Source organism: Tropicimonas sp. IMCC34011 (genome assembly GCF_003390865.1).
In the GTDB taxonomy this organism is placed as follows: domain Bacteria; phylum Pseudomonadota; class Alphaproteobacteria; order Rhodobacterales; family Rhodobacteraceae; genus Tropicimonas_B.
In genome coordinates, this window is record NZ_QMEJ01000001.1 from 1,021,633 (window position 1) to 1,039,414 (window position 17,782).

The 17,782-nt window shown below is 67.4% G+C and carries 18 protein-coding genes; 15 read left to right on the plus strand and 3 right to left on the minus strand.

What is annotated here, in order from left to right:
- Nucleotides 1–84: 84 nt before the first annotated feature.
- Nucleotides 85–1,629 carry a murein biosynthesis integral membrane protein MurJ gene (gene murJ, locus DQG15_RS04900; protein WP_116083199.1) on the plus strand — a complete coding sequence of 515 codons (1,545 nt, stop codon included), beginning with the start codon at nucleotides 85–87 and terminating at the stop codon, nucleotides 1,627–1,629.
- Between the two features lie 3 nt (nucleotides 1,630–1,632).
- Here the strand turns inward: murJ and DQG15_RS04905 are convergent, their stop codons facing one another.
- Nucleotides 1,633–2,322, minus strand: coding sequence for a rhomboid family intramembrane serine protease (locus tag DQG15_RS04905; RefSeq protein WP_116083201.1), 690 nt, complete (start codon nucleotides 2,320–2,322; stop codon nucleotides 1,633–1,635).
- Between the two features lie 79 nt (nucleotides 2,323–2,401).
- Here DQG15_RS04905 and trpS point away from each other — a divergent pair, with 79 nt between their 5' ends.
- Nucleotides 2,402–3,439 carry a tryptophan--tRNA ligase gene (gene trpS, locus DQG15_RS04910; protein ID WP_116083203.1) on the plus strand — a complete coding sequence of 346 codons (1,038 nt, stop codon included), beginning with the start codon at nucleotides 2,402–2,404 and terminating at the stop codon, nucleotides 3,437–3,439.
- A gap of 138 nt (nucleotides 3,440–3,577) precedes the next feature.
- On the opposite strand, the gene DQG15_RS04915 is transcribed toward trpS, so the two are convergent.
- Complete coding sequence (locus DQG15_RS04915; RefSeq protein ID WP_116083204.1) at nucleotides 3,578–3,898, minus strand: hypothetical protein; 321 nt, start codon at nucleotides 3,896–3,898, stop codon at nucleotides 3,578–3,580.
- 218 nt (nucleotides 3,899–4,116) lie between these two features.
- Between DQG15_RS04915 and DQG15_RS04920 the strand changes: the two genes are divergently transcribed.
- The 11 genes from DQG15_RS04920 (at nucleotide 4,117) to DQG15_RS04970 (ending at nucleotide 14,116) form a co-directional block, all read left to right on the plus strand.
- Nucleotides 4,117–4,977 carry a branched-chain amino acid aminotransferase gene (locus DQG15_RS04920; RefSeq protein WP_116083206.1) on the plus strand — a complete coding sequence of 287 codons (861 nt, stop codon included), beginning with the start codon at nucleotides 4,117–4,119 and terminating at the stop codon, nucleotides 4,975–4,977.
- A 67-nt stretch (nucleotides 4,978–5,044) separates the two neighbouring features.
- Entirely contained in the window at nucleotides 5,045–5,500 is a 456-nt protein-coding gene (locus DQG15_RS04925) for a universal stress protein (RefSeq protein ID WP_116083753.1), read from the plus strand.
- 151 nt (nucleotides 5,501–5,651) lie between these two features.
- Nucleotides 5,652–6,221, plus strand: coding sequence for a NifU family protein (locus tag DQG15_RS04930; protein ID WP_116083208.1), 570 nt, complete (start codon nucleotides 5,652–5,654; stop codon nucleotides 6,219–6,221).
- Entirely contained in the window at nucleotides 6,214–6,867 is a 654-nt protein-coding gene (gene tsaB, locus DQG15_RS04935; RefSeq protein WP_116083209.1) for a tRNA (adenosine(37)-N6)-threonylcarbamoyltransferase complex dimerization subunit type 1 TsaB, read from the plus strand. The genes DQG15_RS04930 and tsaB overlap by 8 nt, the downstream gene beginning before the upstream one ends.
- Nucleotides 6,864–7,304, plus strand: a complete 441-nt coding sequence (locus tag DQG15_RS04940; RefSeq protein ID WP_116083211.1) for a GNAT family N-acetyltransferase — start codon at nucleotides 6,864–6,866, stop codon at nucleotides 7,302–7,304. The genes tsaB and DQG15_RS04940 overlap by 4 nt, the downstream gene beginning before the upstream one ends.
- Nucleotides 7,305–7,470: 166 nt before the next feature.
- Nucleotides 7,471–8,469 carry a BMP family protein gene (locus DQG15_RS04945; protein ID WP_116083213.1) on the plus strand — a complete coding sequence of 333 codons (999 nt, stop codon included), beginning with the start codon at nucleotides 7,471–7,473 and terminating at the stop codon, nucleotides 8,467–8,469.
- Nucleotides 8,470–8,539: 70 nt separating this feature from the next.
- Complete coding sequence (locus tag DQG15_RS04950; protein WP_116083214.1) at nucleotides 8,540–10,165, plus strand: ABC transporter ATP-binding protein; 1,626 nt, start codon at nucleotides 8,540–8,542, stop codon at nucleotides 10,163–10,165.
- Complete coding sequence (locus DQG15_RS04955) at nucleotides 10,165–11,319, plus strand: ABC transporter permease (RefSeq protein WP_116083216.1); 1,155 nt, start codon at nucleotides 10,165–10,167, stop codon at nucleotides 11,317–11,319. The genes DQG15_RS04950 and DQG15_RS04955 overlap by 1 nt, the downstream gene beginning before the upstream one ends.
- A 94-nt stretch (nucleotides 11,320–11,413) precedes the next feature.
- Nucleotides 11,414–12,379: an ABC transporter permease gene (locus DQG15_RS04960; protein WP_116083217.1), complete on the plus strand. Its 966-nt coding sequence runs from the start codon at nucleotides 11,414–11,416 to the stop codon at nucleotides 12,377–12,379.
- 70 nt (nucleotides 12,380–12,449) lie between these two features.
- Entirely contained in the window at nucleotides 12,450–13,361 is a 912-nt protein-coding gene (locus DQG15_RS04965; RefSeq protein ID WP_116083219.1) for a sulfite exporter TauE/SafE family protein, read from the plus strand.
- Nucleotides 13,358–14,116: a TIGR02186 family protein gene (locus DQG15_RS04970; RefSeq protein ID WP_116083221.1), complete on the plus strand. Its 759-nt coding sequence runs from the start codon at nucleotides 13,358–13,360 to the stop codon at nucleotides 14,114–14,116. Before DQG15_RS04965 ends, DQG15_RS04970 begins: the two co-directional genes overlap by 4 nt.
- Before the next feature lie 4 nt (nucleotides 14,117–14,120).
- Here DQG15_RS04970 and DQG15_RS04975 read toward each other — a convergent pair whose 3' ends face one another.
- Nucleotides 14,121–14,621: an Lrp/AsnC family transcriptional regulator gene (locus tag DQG15_RS04975; protein WP_116083222.1), complete on the minus strand. Its 501-nt coding sequence runs from the start codon at nucleotides 14,619–14,621 to the stop codon at nucleotides 14,121–14,123.
- A 179-nt stretch (nucleotides 14,622–14,800) separates the two neighbouring features.
- Here DQG15_RS04975 and trxB point away from each other — a divergent pair, with 179 nt between their 5' ends.
- Together trxB and DQG15_RS04985 are read left to right on the plus strand one after the other, a co-directional pair.
- Nucleotides 14,801–15,811, plus strand: a complete 1,011-nt coding sequence (gene trxB / locus DQG15_RS04980; protein ID WP_116083224.1) for a thioredoxin-disulfide reductase — start codon at nucleotides 14,801–14,803, stop codon at nucleotides 15,809–15,811.
- A 256-nt stretch (nucleotides 15,812–16,067) separates the two neighbouring features.
- The gene (locus tag DQG15_RS04985) at nucleotides 16,068–17,774 is read left to right on the plus strand and encodes a bifunctional sulfate adenylyltransferase/adenylylsulfate kinase (RefSeq protein WP_116083225.1); all 1,707 of its coding nucleotides are present in this window, start codon (nucleotides 16,068–16,070) and stop codon (nucleotides 17,772–17,774) included.
- The last annotated feature ends 8 nt before the right edge of the window (nucleotides 17,775–17,782 follow it).

The following is a 17,782-nucleotide window of genomic DNA, read 5'->3' on the forward strand; positions in this document are numbered from 1 at the left end:
TCCTTCGGGCGATGCCCGCTCGGGGGGCTCAGACCCCCGCCGCCCCTCGTGGGGCATCTTCGTGAAACGTGAAGGGGCGCGCCCGTGAAACCCGTTCGTCTGATGTCGGGCTTCCTGACCGTCGGGGTCTGGACCCTCCTCTCCCGCGTGCTCGGCTTCGCGCGGGATATCATCATCGCCGCACGGCTCGGGGACGGGCCGGTGGCGGAGGCCTTTCTCGTGGCCTTCTCGCTGCCCAACATGTTCCGCCGGTTCTTCGCCGAAGGCGCGTTCAACATGGCGTTCGTGCCGCTGTTCGCGCGCAAGCTCGAGGCGGGCAAGGACGCGCTCGGCTTCGCGCGGGACGCGGCGACGGGCCTCGCCTCGCTCCTGATCGTGTTCACTCTGATCGCGCAGGTGGCGATGCCGGGGCTGGTCCTCGCCATGGCGAGCGGGTTTGCCGAGGATGAACGGTTTCCCATGGCCGTACTCTTCGGACGGATCTGCTTTCCGTACATCCTCCTGATCTCCCTCGCGGCGCTCCTCTCCGGCGTTCTGAACGCGTCCGGGCGCTTCGTGGCCGCCGCGGCGGCGCCCGTCATGCTGAACGTGGTCCTCGTGACGGCCGTCCTCGCGGCGGGCTGGGCGGGCTGGCCCTACGGGCTTGCGCTCTCGGTCGCGGTGCCGGTGGCGGGCGTCGCCCAGCTGGCGATCCTGTGGATCGCGGCGGCGAAGGCGGGGTTCCGCGTGATCCCCCGGCGGCCGCAGCTCACGCCGGAGCTGAAGCGGCTGGCGCGCATCGCGGGGCCGGCAATGCTCGCCGGCGGCGTGATGCAGGTCAACCTGCTCGTCGGCCGGCAGGTGGCGAGCTATTACGACGGCGCGATCCAGTACCTGAACCTCGCGGACCGGCTCTACCAGCTGCCCCTCGGCGTCATCGCCATCGCCATCGGCGTGGTGCTTCTGCCGGACCTGTCCCGGCGCATAGCCGCGGAGGATACGGTCGGCGGCAAGGCGGCGATGAACCGGGCGGCGGAATTCGCGCTTCTCCTCACCGTCCCGGCGGCCCTCGCCCTCGTGGCGATCCCCGGCCCGATCGTCTCCGTGCTCTACGAGCGCGGCGCCTTCGATACCTCCGCGGCGGCGCGAACGGCAATCGTCACCGCGATCTACGGCGCAGGACTGCCCGCTTTCGTCCTGCAGAAGGTCTGGCAGCCGCTCTACTTCGCCCGCTCGGACACGAAGACGCCGTTTCACTACGCGCTGGTGGCGATGGTGGTGAATGCCGGCGTGGCGCTGGGGCTCGCGCCGTGGCTCGGGTTCTACGCCGCGGCCCTCGGCACGACGCTTGCCGGCTGGATCATGCTGGCGCTTCTGGTCCGGGGGGCGCGGAACATGGGGGAGGCGACGCGCGTGGACGACCGCCTGCGCCGGCGCATCCCCCGGATTGTCCTGTCCGCGCTCTTGATGGCGGCCCTGCTCGTCGGCCTCGCCTGGCTGCTGCGGGAGCCCCTTGCGCAGGGCGGCTGGCGCTACCTTGCGCTGTTCGGGCTCGTCGCGTCCGGCATCCTCAGCTACTTCGCCTTCGCCCAATGGCTCGGAGCGACGCGGCTGTCCGAGATCACCGGCGCGATGAAAAGACGGCGCTGAGCCTCAGCGCGTCCGGATAGTGGCCAGAAGCCGGGACCAGCCTCCGGGGCTGAGGACGCCGGACAGGACGAACCCCGTCAGGAAGCCGGTGATCTCCGCGATCCAGTCGTTCGTCGCACCGAAGAGCACGCCGAATATAAGTTGGAGCCCCATCAGGAACCCGATCAGCGTGAAGGCGCGGAAGCGGTTCTCCCCACGCGCGCCGTAGCCCACCCAGAGCAGGAACGTGTAGCTCCCGATCAGCCCGTAGGCCGCAGGGAATCCGCCGAAGAGTGGGCGCGGATCGTTCGTGAGGAGGCCGAAGGCGCAGGCCCCGAGGATCGCCGAGGCGAAGAAAATCACGGCGACAGCGACGGGCGAGAAGACCTCGGCCACCATCTTGCCGAGCGCCAGCACGAAGACGGCGACGAAGACCATGTGCGTGAAGGAGCCGTGGACGAAGGGATAGGACACGAAGCGCAAGAGGTGCTCGGGCGGAAAGCGGCGTGTCTCCAGCATCCAGTCGAAGATCTCACCGGAGAAGGCGAACCGTTCGAGCGCGAAGATGCGCAGATCGCGCGGCGGGCCCATCGCGGCGACGAAGCCCGAGGCGTTCAGGGCGAACCAGATCTCGACGGCGAACATGGCGCCGGCCAGGGCCAGCACCACCGGCGGGAGGCGATTGAAGGGAGAAGCGTCGTGGTCGGTGTCCATTCGGGCGCCGCCTTTCTTGACGGGAAATGCGCCCCCAAGTAAGCGACCCTGTCAGCGAAATAAAGCCGGAGCCGATCCAATGTCCGCCCCCGTGACCGAATCCTCCGCCTTCACCCCTCGGGTCTTCTCCGGGATCCAGCCGTCCGGCGGCCTGACCCTGGGGAACTATCTCGGTGCCATCCAGCGCTTCGTCGGGATGCAGGAGACCGGCGGCTACGAGACGATCTACTGCCTCGTGGACATGCACGCGATCACGGTCTGGCAGGACCCGGCGCGCCTCGCCGATGCCACGCGCGAAGCGGCGGCCGGCTTCATCGCCTCCGGCGTCGATCCTGAACGGTCCATCCTGTTCAACCAGTCCCGCGTGCCGGAACATGCGCAGCTGGCCTGGATCTTCAACTGCGTCGCGCGCCTTGGATGGATGAACCGGATGACCCAGTTCAAGGACAAGGCCGGCAAGAATGCCGAGGCCGCCTCGCTCGGCCTCTACGCCTACCCTGCCCTCATGGCGGCGGATATCCTCGCGTACCACGCGACGCACGTTCCGGTGGGCGAGGATCAGAAGCAGCACGTGGAGCTGACTCGGGATATCGCGGCGAAGTTCAACCACGATTACGGGACGGACTTCTTCCCGATGACCGAGCCCGTGATCGAGGGGACCGCGACACGCGTGATGAGCTTGCGGGACGGCTCGAAGAAGATGTCCAAGAGCGATCCGTCGGACATGAGCCGGATCAACCTGACGGACGACGCGGACACGATCGCCAAGAAGATCAGGAAGGCGAAGACGGACCCCGAGCCCCTGCCCGAGACGGCGAAGGAGCTGGACGGCCGCCCCGAGGCGCGCAACCTCGTCAACATCTACGCCGCCCTGTCGGAGCGGAGCATGGACGAGGCGATGACCGAGCTTGCCGGTCAGCAATTCGGGCAGTTCAAGCCGATGCTGGCCGAGCTTGCCGTCGAGAAGCTCGCACCGATCTCGACCGAGATGAAGCGGCTTACCGACGATACCGCCGAGATCGACCGGATCCTTGCCCGCGGCGCCGAGCAGGCCCGCGAGATCGCGGCGCCCATCGTGAAGCGCGCCTACGAGATCGTCGGGCTGTCGGCCGGCTGACGCCCCGCGCCGGGGCCGGAGGGTCCGCCGCCGCGCGGGCCCGCTCCGACCGGCTCGCGTTCGCCTGAAGGACGATGCACCGTCCCGTTCGGGAGGGCCTCCGGTCGTGTCGCCCGGCGGACGAGACCCGCCGCGGGGTCAGTCCTCGACGGTGTTTGCGATGTTGAGGCCAAGGGTGGGTTCGGCGCGCAGGAAGTCGTAGCCGAAGCTGCCGACCCAGCCATCAGAGACGTAGCCGACATTGGCGCCGATGCCCGAAAGCCCGGTGTCGAGGTAGTAGGTTCCGGTCAGGCCGCCGGCGATACTGTCCGTCTGGTCGGTGGACCACAGGCCCGCCGTGGCGCCGAAGCCACCACCACCGCCGAGAGCGAAGTTCAGGCCGAAGCTGAACAGGGCATCCGCGGATGCGGGCCCGGACAGGAGCATGACGGCCGATGCGGTCAGGGCGATTTTCTTCATAGTGAGCGGACCTTTCGGATGGTGTTCGAGGATGGGTTAAGCCCAGCCGCGCAAGGATGTCCACGCATCCGGCAGCAGCGATTCGCCTTTGTCCGCCAGAGGTGTGGCCAGCGAGCAACCGGCAGAGGACCGGCCGCGTCAGCGAGACGCGGCGGCGGGGCTGGCATCCCGCCAGTGCAGCCAATACGGTCGCCTGCAGACTTGAGAGGACGGAACCGATGGCCACCGGAGACGCAATCCGCACCTATTTCGAGGGGCGCTGGCAGGACGGCGACGCGCTGATCATGCGCGCGGCCGATCACGGCAGCTGGCTCGGCTCGACCGTGTTCGACGGCGCGCGCTACTTCGAAGGCGTCGCGCCCGATCTGGACCTTCACTGCGCGCGGGTGAACGCCTCCGCCGAGGCGCTGATGATCACCCCGACCGTGGACGCCGCCGAGATGGTGGACATCGTTCGCGAGGGGCTCGCCGCCTACTCCCCGGACGATGCCGTCTACATCCGTCCGATGTACTGGGCCCTCGAGGGCGGCGACCTCGGGGTCCTGCCGAAGGAAGGGGCAACGGGCTTCGCGATCTGCCTCGAGCGCATCCCGATGGCGCCCGAAGGCACATCCACAACGCTCTGCCGCACCCGCTTCCGCCGCCCGGTACTGGAGACCAACGTGGTCAATGCCAAGGCCGGCTGCCTCTATCCCAACAACGCGCGGATGCTGGCCGAAGCGCGCTCCAAAGGCTTCGGGAATGCGCTCGTCGCAGATGCGGCGGGCAACGTGGCCGAGTCCGCGACGGCCAATGTCTTCATCGTGACGGACGGTGTCGTGAGGACGCCCGTGCCGAACGGCACGTTCCTCGCCGGCATCACCCGCGCCCGGCACATCGCCAACCTGCGCAGCGACGGGGTCGAGGTGATCGAGACGGTGCTGAGCTTCGAGGACGTCGCCGCGGCGGACGAGGTCTTTCTCACCGGCAACATGATGAAGGTGACGCCCGTCACCGCCTTCGAGGACGTCACCTACGAGCACGGGCCCATGACGCGCCGCGCGCGAAAGCTGTACTGGGATTGGGCGCATTCGCGATGAGCGTCACGGATCCAGTGGACGGACATCCCGCGAGACGCCATCATGTCAGCGCGAGCGGAGAGAGATGATGCGCAAGTTCCTCGTCGTGCTGGATGACAGTCGCGAATGCCTGAACGCCATGCGCTTCGCCGCGATGCGCGCGGCGAAGACGGGCGGTGGCGTGCAGATCCTCGCCATCATTCCCACCGATGAGTTCCAGCACTGGATCGGCGTCGGCGACGTGATGCGCGCCGAAGCCCGCGAGCGGATCGAGGCGCATTACGAGGTCTTTGCCAAGTGGATGCGGGACCGGCAGGGAATCGATCCCGAACTGGTGATCCGCGAAGGCGATGCCGTGCCCGAGCTGATGGATCTGATCGAGACGGACTCCGAGATCGGCGTCCTCGTCCTCGGCGCAGGTACAGGCAAGGGCGGGCCCGGCCCCCTCGTCTCCCAACTGACCCGCACGGCGGGCAGCCTGCCGATCCCGATCACCATCGTTCCGGGAGAGATGTCGAAGGAGCGGCTCGAAGCGGTCACCTGAGGGCCGGGTGCGCTCTTCCCCGTTCGAATAGCGCCCGGAGACAGGGGAACGCGGCCCGCAGGGGCCGGGTGCTTTTTAGAACCATTCCAGAAACGTTGACATCCCGGCTCCCCCTTCGCATATATGGGCCAAGCCGAAAGGGGGCCGTCCGATGTTCATCCAGACCGAATCCACGCCGAACCCGGCAACGCTGAAATTTCTTCCGGGCCAGACCGTGCTCGATGCCGGCACCGCCGATTTCCCGAGCCCGGACACCGCAGGGAAATCTCCGCTGGCGTCCCGCGTCTTCGGGGTGGACGGCGTGACGGGCGTGTTCTTCGGCACCGACTTCATCACCGTGACCAAGGAAGACGGCCGCGAGTGGGAGCATCTGAAGCCCGGCGTGCTCGGCGCGATCATGGATCACTACCAGTCCGGCGCGCCGGTCATGGACGAGGGCACCGCCCCCGCCGCCGGTGACGGACACGCCGTCCACGAGGGCGAGGACGGCGAGATCGTGAGCCAGATCAAGGATCTGCTGGACACACGCGTGCGCCCGGCCGTGGCTCAGGATGGCGGGGACATCACGTTCCACGGCTTCGAGCGCGGCGTTGTCTACCTTCACATGCAGGGCGCCTGCGCCGGTTGCCCCTCCTCCACCCTGACGCTGAAGATGGGGATCGAGAACCTCCTGCGGCACTACATTCCCGAGGTGACCGAGGTTCGGCCCGTCGGTGTCTGAGGGTCCCCTCATACTCAGCTTCGACACGTCGGCCGCGCATTGCGCGGCCGCTGTCATGTCGGGCCACCGGGTTCTGGCGGACCGCGTCGAGACGATGCAGACGGGCCAGGCCGAACGACTGATGCCGCTCCTTGGCGAGGTCCTCGGCGCCGCCGGCGCATCGCCGCAGGACGTGACCGCGATCGGCGTCGGCACGGGGCCCGGCAACTTCACCGGCATTCGTATCGCCGTCTCCGCCGCGCGGGGGCTTGCGCTGTCCCTCGGGCGGCCGGCGATCGGCGTGGGCGTCATGGAGGCTCTGGCGGAAGGGACAGGGGGGCAGGTGCGCGCCTGTCTCGACGGCCGGCGCGGCGCGGCCTACCTTCAGGATTTCGACGACGGCGCTCCCGGTGAACCCTGCCTCGCCGAGCTGAACAGTCTCCCTGCTGCGCCGGCCGGCACCGTCTGCATCGGCCCCTTCGCCGAGGAGATCGCCGGGCGCCTTGGCCTGTCCGTCGCCGCGCCCGCCCTCCCCCTCGCCGAGGCCATCGGACGGATCGCGCTCCGGCGTCATGCGCGGGAAGGCCAACCCCGCCCGGCCCCGCTCTACCTCCGGCGCGCCGATGCGGCGCCCTCCTCGGATCCCCCACCGGCCATACTGCCGTGACTCCGGAGGACGCCGCGGAGCTGGCCGCGCTCCATGGCCGGTGCTTCACGAAGCCCCGCCCCTGGTCCGCCACGGAGATCGCATCCCTCGCGCGTTCGCCCGGCGCCTTCATTCTCGGCGACGCGTCCGCATTTCTGCTCGGTCGCGCGATTGCGGGCGAGGCGGAACTCCTGACCCTCGCCGTCGATCCGGCGCTTCGCAGGCAGGGACGGGCCGGCGCGCTTCTGTCGGGATTCGAGACGGAAGCCCTGCTCCGGGGCGCGGATACGGCTTTTCTCGAGGTCTCGGACCTCAACGCCGCCGCCCGTGCGCTCTATGGCGCAAACGGCTGGAGCGAGGCCGGACGGCGTGCTCGCTACTACAGCACCCCGGACGGCGCCCAGGTCGATGCCGTCGTCCTCACCAAGCCGCTTTCCCTCCGTCCGGCCGGGGGCTGAGGCCCGCATTCTCCCGGTTCCCCGGCGTCCTAAGCCCTTAAAAATGGTTGACCGTCCGGCGGTGCTGCGCCCTAATCCACCGGCAGCGGCGGGCCTCCCTCAAGCATGGCCGATGACAGGTCCGAAGGAATGGCCCCGACTGCACACAACCGGGAGATACAAGACCATGACCATGATGCGCACATTGCTCGGGGCGGCCACCGCAACCGCTCTGACCGCGGGGGCCGGACTGGCCGAGCCGGCGCTGATCTTCGACCTCGGCGGCAAGTTCGACAAGTCGTTCAACGAGAGCGCCTACATGGGCGCCGAGCGGTGGGCGGAAGAAACCGGCGGCGAGTATCTCGAGATCGAGATGCAGTCGGAGGCCCAGCGTGAGCAGGCCCTGCGCCGCTTCGCCGAGGCCGGGGCCAACCCGATCATCACCACGGGCTTCGCCTTCTCCGATCCGATCGCCCAGGTCGCGCCGGACTACCCCGACACCGATTTCGTGACCATCGATGGCTATGTCGATGCACCGAACGTTCTGACCATCGGCTTTGCCGAGCATCAGGGCTCCTACCTCGTCGGCGTTCTGGCCGCGATGGCCTCCGAGGGCGATACCGTCGGCTTCATCGGCGGCATGGATGTGCCCCTCATCCGCAAGTTCGCCTGCGGCTACGCGCAGGGCGTGAAGGCGGTGAACCCCGACGCCACGGTCATCTCCAACATGACCGGCACCACGCCGGCCGCGTGGAACGATCCGGTCACCGGCTCCGAGCTGACCCGCGCGCAGATCGGCCAGGGCGCCGACGTGATCTATGCTGCCGCCGGCGGCACCGGCGTCGGCATCCTGCAGACCGCGGCGGATGAGGACATCCTCTCCATCGGCGTGGACAGCAACCAGAACTACCTGCATCCGGGCCAGGTCCTGACCTCGATGACCAAGCGCGTCGACAACGCCGTCTACGACGTCATGATGTCGGGCGACGATCTCGAGACCGGCACCGTTCAGATCCTCGGCCTGGCCGATGACGGCGTCGGCTACGCGGTGGACGAGTACAACGAGGAGATGATCACCGAAGAGATGGCAGCGCGCGTCGAAGAGGCGAAGGCGAACATCATCTCCGGCGACGTCGAGGTGCACGACTACACCTCTGACGACAGCTGCCCCGACCTGTCGTTCTGATCGCGACCGGCACCTGAACCCGGGCGGGCCGCGATCGGCCCGCCCTCCCCCGTTCGAAAGCTCCCCCTCCATGACGCAGACCGCCCCCGCCGCCGAGGCTGCCGCCGATGCGCCACCGGCCATCGAACTGCGCGGCATCTCCAAGTCCTTCGGCCCGGTGCAGGCGAACAAGGACATCTCGCTGAACATCCGCCGCGGCACGATCCACGGGATCATCGGCGAGAACGGCGCCGGCAAGTCCACGCTGATGTCGATCCTCTACGGCTTCTACAAGGCCGACCGGGGGGAGATCCTGATCGGCGGAAAGCCGGTCGACATCCCCGACAGCCAGGCTGCGATCCGTGCCGGCATCGGCATGGTGTTCCAGCACTTCAAGCTGGTGGAGAACTTCAGCGTTCTGGAAAACGTCGTCCTCGGCGCCGAGCAGGGCGGCCTCCTGCGGCCCTCCCTCGCGCGGGCACGGACGCTCCTGACCCAGCTTGCCGCCGAGTATGAGCTGAACGTCGACCCTGACGCGAAGATCGAGAATCTCGGCGTCGGGATGCAGCAGCGGGTGGAGATCCTGAAGGCGCTCTACCGCCAGGCCGACATCCTGATCCTCGACGAACCGACCGGCGTTCTGACCCCCGCCGAGGCGGATCACCTCTTCCGCATCCTCCGCGGGCTGAGGGACGAGGGAAAGACGATCATCCTCATCACCCACAAGCTGCGCGAGATCATGGAAGTCACCGACACCGTGTCCGTAATGCGCCGCGGCGAGATGACGGGGACGGTGAAGACCTCCGAGACCAGCCCGCAGGACCTCGCCGAGCGCATGGTGGGGCGCGAGGTGCTCCTCAGGGTCGACAAGGCCCCGGCCACGCCCGGTGAGACCGTTCTCGACGTGAAGAACCTGCGCGTTGTCGACGACAAGGGCGTCGAGCGGCTGCGCGGCGTCTCGCTGAACGTCCGCGCGGGCGAGATCCTCGGCATTGCCGGCGTCGCCGGAAATGGCCAGTCGGAGATCCTCGACGTGCTCGGCGGCACCTGCACCGCCACCGGCACGGTCCTGATGAACGGCGAGGAAATCGACCTCTCCGGCAAGCATTCGGACGGGCGCTCGCGCCGCAGGCGCGGCATCGCCCATGTCCCTGAGGACCGGCAGCGCCTCGGGCTGATCATGGATTTCCACGCCTGGGAAAACACCGGCTTCGGCTATCATGACGATCCCGCCTACGGCTCCGGCATCCTGATGGACAACGCCGCGCTTCGCGAGGACACCGCCGGCAAGATGGAACGGTTCGACGTGCGGCCGCCGAACCCGGCGCTTGCAGCGAAGAACTTCTCTGGCGGCAACCAGCAGAAGATCGTGCTGGCGCGCGAAATCGAGCGCAATCCGGACCTTCTGCTCGTCGGCCAGCCGACCCGCGGCGTCGATATCGGCGCCATCGAGTTCATCCATCAGCGGATCGTCGAGCTGAGGGACGCCGGCAAGGCGATCATCCTGGTGTCGGTGGAGCTGGAGGAGATCCTCGCCCTGTCGGACCGCATCGCGGTGATTTTCGACGGGCGGATCATGGGCGAACGGCTTCCCGAGGAGACGAACGAGCGCGAGCTTGGTCTCCTGATGGCCGGGATCGACCACGCTCCGGATGACAGGCCAGACTGGCAGGTCGTCGAAGAACAACTGAAGTCCAAGCGCGGCGAGGTGAACTGATGGACGTGATGCCTCGCTGGGCGGACGTGATCCTCGTCCCCGTCATCTCGATCATTCTCGCCTTCGCGATCTCCGGCCTCGTCATCCTCGGCATCGGCGAGAACCCGTGGGATGCGCTGACGACCATGGTTTCGGGGGCCCTCGGCTCGACCTATGGCTGGGGATACACGCTCTATTACGCGACCAACTTCATCTTCACCGGCCTTTGCGTCGCCGTCGCGTTCCATGCGCGGCTCTTCAACATCGGCGGCGAGGGTCAGGCGGCCCTCGGGGGCCTCGGCGTCGCCCTCGTGTGCCTCGCGGTTCCGTGGCCGCACTGGGCGCTGGCCCTGCCCGCCGCCATTCTGGGCGGTGCGCTCTTCGGCGCGTTCTGGGCCGCGATCCCGGCCTGGGCGCAGGCCTGGCGCGGCAGCCACATCGTGATCACGACGATCATGTTCAACTTCATCGCCGCGGCGCTCCTCAACTACCTCTTGGTCAACACGTTGAAGCCGCAGGGCTCGATGGACCCCGCGACGGCCCGTTTCCCCGAAGGCGCCCACCTGCCGACGCTGGCGGAGATGCTGAACCCGATCGGCATTCCGTTCTCCGGCGCTGGCCCCGCCAACGTCTCCTTCGTCATCGCGCTTCTGGCCTGCCTCCTCGTCTGGGTCCTGATCTGGCGAACGCGGCTCGGCTACGAGATCCGCGCCTATGGCCATTCCGAGCCGGCAGCGGTCTATGCCGGGATCTCGCCGCGCAAGATCATCATGCTGACGATGATGATCTCGGGCGCGCTGGCCGGCCTGATGGCGATCAACAACGTCATGGGCGAGGCGGAGAGGCTGGTGCTGAACTCCGTCGAGGGCGCAGGCTTCATCGGGATCGCCGTGGCGCTGATGGGACGGTCGCATCCCCTGGGCGTGCTCCTCGCCGCGATCCTCTTCGGTTTCCTCTACCAAGGCGGCGCGGAACTCGCGCTCTTCACCTCGATCCCGCGCGAACTGATCGTGGTGATCCAGGCGCTCGTGATCCTCTTCACCGGTGCGCTCGACAACATGGTGCGGATGCCCATCGAGGCGCTCTTCCTGCGGGCCCGCGACCGCCGCGCCGCGAAGGCGAGCGCCGAGCCCCCCGCCGGCCCAGAGGCCAAGACGGAGCCCGCGGCACGATGAGGGTGGTAACGAACGCCCGTGCCCTCGCGACGTCTCCCGCGCGCCCTGCGCGGGACCGCTCGGCCTGTCCGTTTCCCGCCAGATCGAGGACCTGATGGACTTCGCCACCCTGCTGCAGATCCTCGACTCGACGCTGCGCCTCTCGGCGCCGCTGATCCTCGCCTGTCTTGCCGGGCTCTTCTCCGAACGCGCGGGCATCCTGGACATCGGCCTCGAGGGGAAGATGCTCGTTGCCGCCTTCGCGTCGGGCGCCGTCGCCTACACCACGGGCAGCGTGTGGATCGGGCTTCTGGCCGCGATCGGTGCCTCGATGGCGCTCTCGGCGATCCACGGCGTCGCCTCCATCACCTTCCGCGGCAACCAGCTCATTTCGGGCGTCGCGCTGAACTTCCTCGCCGCCGGGATGACAGTGCTCATCGCCCAGTCCTGGTTCGGTCAGGGCGGTCGCACGCCATCCCTCTTCGGCGGGGCGCGGTTCGAGCCGGTCACGCTGCCCTTCGCCGAGTCGCTGGCAGATGTGCCGATCCTCGGGCCGATCTATGCCGACCTGCTCTCAGGCCACTCGATCCTCGTCTATGTCGCTCTCCTCACGGTGCCGCTGACATGGTGGGTCCTCTTCCGCACCCGCTTCGGCCTGCGCCTGCGCGCCGTGGGCGAGAACCCGGCGGCGGTGGACACGGCCGGCGTCAGCGTCGTCGGCCTGCGCTATGCCTCCGTCGCCATCGCCGGCCTCCTCTGCGGCATTGCCGGCTCCTACCTCTCCACCGGCCTTCAGGCCGGCTTCGTGAAGGACATGACCGCCGGCCGCGGCTACATCGCGCTCGCCGCGCTCATCTTCGCCAAGTGGCGGCCGTGGTACGCGCTCGGCGCCTGCCTGCTCTTCGGCCTCCTGCAGGCGCTGGCCCTGCGCTACCAGAACCTCGACATTTTCGGCATCCCCCTGCCGACCCAGATCATGGACGCAGCCCCCTATATCCTGACCGTCGTCATCCTTGCCGGCTTCGTCGGCAAGGCGATCCCGCCGCGGGCCGGCGGCGAGCCCTACGTGAAGGAACGCTAAGCCGCCGACGGGGGGCTTTCTGCCCCGGCGCCCCATTGCCGCAGGGCAGAAAATCGGCGTATCAGGCGCCATGCAGATCTACCTGCCCATCGCCGAAATCTCGGTCAACGCCATCCTCCTCCTGGGGATTGGCGGCCTCGTGGGCGTGCTGTCCGGCATGTTCGGGGTCGGCGGCGGATTTCTGATCACGCCGCTGCTCTTTTTCGTCGGCATTCCGCCCGCCGTGGCGGTCGCGACGTCGGCCAACCAGATCGTCGCAGCCTCCGTCTCAGGCGTGCTCGCGCATCTCAGGCGGCGCACGGTGGACCTCAAGATGGGCACCGTCCTGCTCTGCGGCGGCCTCGTCGGGGCGGCGATCGGCGTGTGGCTCTTCAACATCCTGCGCAATGCCGGTCAGGTCGATCTGATGGTCCGGCTCTGCTACGTCGTGTTTCTCGGCGCAGTGGGCGCGCTCATGTTCGTCGAGAGCCTGCGGGCCATGGTCCGCAACCGGCGCGCACCGCCCAAGCCCCGGCGCCAGCGCGGCTGGGTCCATGCGCTTCCGTTCAAGATGCGCTTCCGGGTCTCCGGCCTCTACATCTCCGTCATCCCGCCCGCGATCGTCGGGCTGGCCGTGGGTGTCCTGTCGGCGGTGATGGGTGTCGGCGGCGGCTTCATCATGGTGCCCGCGATGATCTATCTTCTGGGAATGCCCACGAAGGTCGTGATCGGCACCTCGCTCTTCCAGATCATCTTCGTCACCGGCTTCACCACGATCCTCCACGCCGCCACGAACCGGACGGTGGACATCGCCCTGGCGCTTCTGCTCCTCATCGGCGGAGTGATCGGCGCCCAGGTCGGAACGCGGATCGGCGCGAAGATGAAGGCCGAGCAATTGCGGGTTCTCCTGGCGCTGCTCGTCCTGTCGGTCTGCATCAAGCTCGCGCTGGACCTCTTGATCCGTCCGGACGAGCTCTTCTCCCTGCAGCCGGTGCTGCTATGAGCCGCCTTGCCCTGCTCGTTCTGTCGCTTCTCCTGCCGTCGCTGGCCGCGGCGCAGGACATCGTCGCCGATCTCAGCCAGAACCGCGTCTCCATCACCACGAGTTTCGACGGCTCGGAACTGCTCGTCTTCGGGGCGATCCGGCGGGGCGGCACCGAGCGGGAGGAAGAGGATGTCGACGTCATCGTCACGCTCGAGGGGCCCCAGCATCCCGTCACAGTGCGCGAGGCGGAGCGCCGGGCCGGGATCTGGGTGAATACCGAATCCTTCGATATCGCCGCCGCGCCCGCCGTCTACCGCATCGCGACGAGCCATCCGCTGGACGACATCCTCACCGACGGCTCGGATCTCGTCCACCGCGTGACTGTCGAGCGGGTGATCCGCACCGGCGGCATCCCCGATCATTTCGAGCAGGCGGGAGAATTCATCGACGCGCTGGTGCGCATCCGGGAGGCGTCGGGCCTCTACGCGATGCAGGAAGGAACGGTGCAGATCGCCGAGCAGTCGCTCTTCCGCACGACCTTCGAGTTGCCCTCCTCCATCGAGGAAGGAAACTACCGGGTGCGGATCTTCCTGCTCCGGGAAGGCCGCGTGGTGACGCAGCTCGAGCGTCTCGTCGGCGTCCGGAAGGTCGGAATAGAGCGCTTCGTCTACAATCTCTCGCAGGAACAGCCGCTGGTTTACGGCATCCTCGCCGTGATCATCGCGGTGGTGGCCGGCTGGGCCGCGTCTGCGGCCTTCGGGCGGCGCGGCTGAGGGATCAGGGCGCCCGCGCGGTCCGCTCCTCCAGGACGTCGAACGGCACGCCGGGTTCGGCCTTGGCGACGCGGATCACGAGGGACGTCTTCACGCTCTCCACCTTCGGCGCGGTCAAAAGCTCTCCCGTCAGGAAGGACTGAAATGCCGACAGGTCCGGCGCCACGCATTTGAGGATGAAGTCGATCTCGCCGTTGAGCATGTGGCACTCCCGCACGAGCGGCCAATCCCGGCACATCGCCTCGAAGGTTGCGAGATCGGCATCCGCCTGGGAGCCGAGGCCGACCATCACGAAGACCTGAACCTCGAAGCCGAGCTCCCTTGGATTGACGTCAGCGTGATACCCCCGCAGATAGCCTGCCTCCTCCAGCGATCGCACGCGACGCAGGCATGGCGGAGCCGATATGCCCACCCTTCGGGCGAGTTCGACATTGGTCATTCGCCCGTCCGCTTGGAGCTCGGCGAGGATCTGGCGGTCTATCGGGTCGAGCTTGGCGCCGGCCACTGGGAGTCTCCCTGTTACAGAGTAGCGCGCTGTACCCCATGAAACGCCGGACGCGCAAGATTCGTTCATCGCTGCGCAAGATATGGAATCGAGTGCGCCGACGTGACGCAAGGACCGACCCGCCATTGCGGCCGCCGGCTCCAATTTCTAGGTAGGGTCCGTGATAGAGGAATACGGCCATGACAACGCGCATCGACACCAAGGTTCTGATCATCGGCTCCGGCCCGGCGGGCTATACCGCCGCCGTCTATGCCAGCCGCGCCATGCTGGACCCGGTCCTCGTCCAGGGCATCCAGCCGGGCGGCCAGCTGACGATCACGACGGAAGTTGAGAACTGGCCGGGCGATGCGATGGTCCAGGGCCCCGATCTCATGGTGCGCATGGAGGCCCATGCCCGCGAGGTCGGCACCAACATCGTCTCGGACCATATCCGCGAGATCGATCTCTCCAAGCGCCCCTTCGTCGCCACGGGTGACAGCGGGACCACCTATGTCGCCGAGAGCGTCATTCTCGCGACCGGGGCGCAGGCCAAGTGGCTCGGCCTGCCGAGCGAGGAGAAGTGGAAGGGCTTCGGCGTTTCCGCCTGCGCGACCTGCGACGGCTTCTTCTATCGCGGCAAGGAGGTCGTCGTGGTGGGCGGCGGAAACACCGCCGTCGAGGAAGCGCTCTTCCTGACCAACTTTGCCAGCAAGGTCACTCTCGTCCACCGCCGGGACATGCTGCGCGCCGAGAAGATCCTGCAGGACCGGCTCTTCCGGAATCCCAAGATCGAGGTGATCTGGGATCACGGCATCGACGAGGTGCTGGGCGCCGAAGGCGAGGGCGTCACCGGCGTTCGCCTCGCTCATACCGAGACGAAGGAAACGCGGGAGCTGGACTGCGCTGGCGTCTTCATCGCCATCGGCCACGCCCCGTCGAGCGAACTTGTGAAGGATCAGCTCGAGACGCATCACGGCGGCTACGTCGTGACCAAGCCCGACAGCACCGCCACGTCGATTCCCGGGGTGTTCGCCGCGGGCGACCTGACCGACCATGTCTATCGTCAGGCCGTCACCAGTGCCGGCATGGGCTGCATGGCGGCGCTGGAGGCCGAGCGCTTCCTGGCGGAGATCGGCGAGACGGACGGCAAGGTCGAGAGCGAGCCGCTCGGCTACGGCGCAGAAGTTCCGGGCACCGCGCCGGCGGAGTGATTCAAGGAGCGGCTCCGGCCCGGATCGCGGTGGTGCACTCCCTAGAGTAGATTGGGCGCGCTGGACGGAAGAAATTGTCCTGCGCGCCAGGATCCGAGAACGCACGTTCCGCATGAATGCCGACCTGCATCATCTGCGCCGTTTTTCCGCCGAATCGCCCTTCGTTAACTTGAAATATACCGTATTTGGCGACTAAGCCGCCGACCAACGCACGGCGGGACTGTCCTGCCGGTGCACCAGTGATGAAGTGGCCAAGATGCAGTTGCAGAACCTCGCCCCCATTCCGGAACTCTACGTTTCGTACGAAAGCGCACAGAAGCTGAAGGTCGAGGCCGGCGATCTGCCGTCCTGGGACCTGTCTCCGCGCCAGACCTGCGATCTGGAACTGCTGATGAACGGCGGGTTCAACCCGCTCAAGGGGTTCCTCGGCCAAGAGGATTACGACAGCGTCGTCGAGGACATGCGGCTGAAGGACGGCGCGCTCTGGCCGATGCCGATCACCCTCGACGTCACCGAGAAATTCGCGGCGACCATTGAAGAGGGGCAGGACATCGCGCTCCGCGACGCCGAAGGCGTCATCCTCGCGACCATGACCGTTACCGACAAGTGGGTGCCCGACAAGGCGCGCGAGGCCGAGAAGGTCTTCGGCGCGGACGATTCGGCTCATCCGGCGGTGAACTACCTGCACAACAAGGCAGGCTCCGTCTATCTCGGCGGTCCGATCACCGGGATCCAGCCGCCCGTGCATTACGACTTCAAGGCCCGCCGGGATACGCCGAACGAGCTGCGCGCCTTCTTCCGCAAGATGGGCTGGCGCCGCGTCGTGGCGTTCCAGACGCGCAACCCGCTGCACCGCGCGCACCAGGAACTGACCTTCCGCGCCGCCAAGGAAGCGCAGGCGAACCTCCTGATCCACCCCGTCGTCGGCATGACGAAGCCGGGCGACGTCGACCATTTCACCCGCGTCCGCTGCTATGAGGCGGTGCTGGACAAGTACCCCGCCGCGACGACGACCATGTCCCTGCTGAACCTCGCGATGCGCATGGCCGGGCCGCGGGAGGCCGTCTGGCACGGGCTGATCCGCCGGAACCACGGCTGCACGCATTTCATCGTCGGCCGGGACCATGCCGGGCCGGGCAAGAACAGCGCCGGTGAAGATTTCTACGGCCCCTACGATGCTCAGGAGCTGTTCCGCAAATACGCGGACGAGATCGGCATCGAAATGGTCGATTTCAAGCACATGGTCTATGTGCAGGAGCGCGCCCAGTATGAACCGGCGGACGAGATCGAGGACGGCCTGACCGTCCTCAACATCTCCGGCACCGAACTGCGCCGCCGTCTCGCCGAGGGGCTGGAGATCCCCGAATGGTTCTCCTTCCCCGAAGTGGTGCGGGAACTCCGGCGGACCCGTCCGCCGCGGGCCGCGCAGGGCTTCACTGTGTTCTTCACCGGCTTCTCCGGCTCCGGCAAATCCACCGTCGCGAACGCGCTGATGGTGAAGCTGATGGAGATGGGCGGGCGTCCGGTGACGCTGCTCGATGGGGACGTCGTTCGCAAGAACCTCTCGTCGGAGCTCGGCTTCTCGAAGGAGCACCGGGATCTCAACATCCGCCGGATCGGCTTCGTCGCCTCCGAGATCACCAAGAACGGCGGCATCGCCATCTGCGCGCCGATCGCGCCCTATGCGGCCACCCGCCGTGCCGTGCGCGAGGAGATCGAGGAGCACGGCGCCTTCGTCGAGGTCCATGTCGCGACGTCGCTCGAGGAATGCGAGCGGCGGGACCGGAAGGGTCTCTACAAGCTCGCCCGTGAAGGCAAGATCAAGGAATTCACCGGGATTTCCGACCCGTACGACGTCCCCGAGACGCCGGAGCTGCGGCTGGACACCGAAGGGTCCGACGTGGACCATTGTGCCCATCAGGTCCTTCTCAAGCTCGAAGGCATGGGCCTCGTCGCAGGCTGATCGCTGCG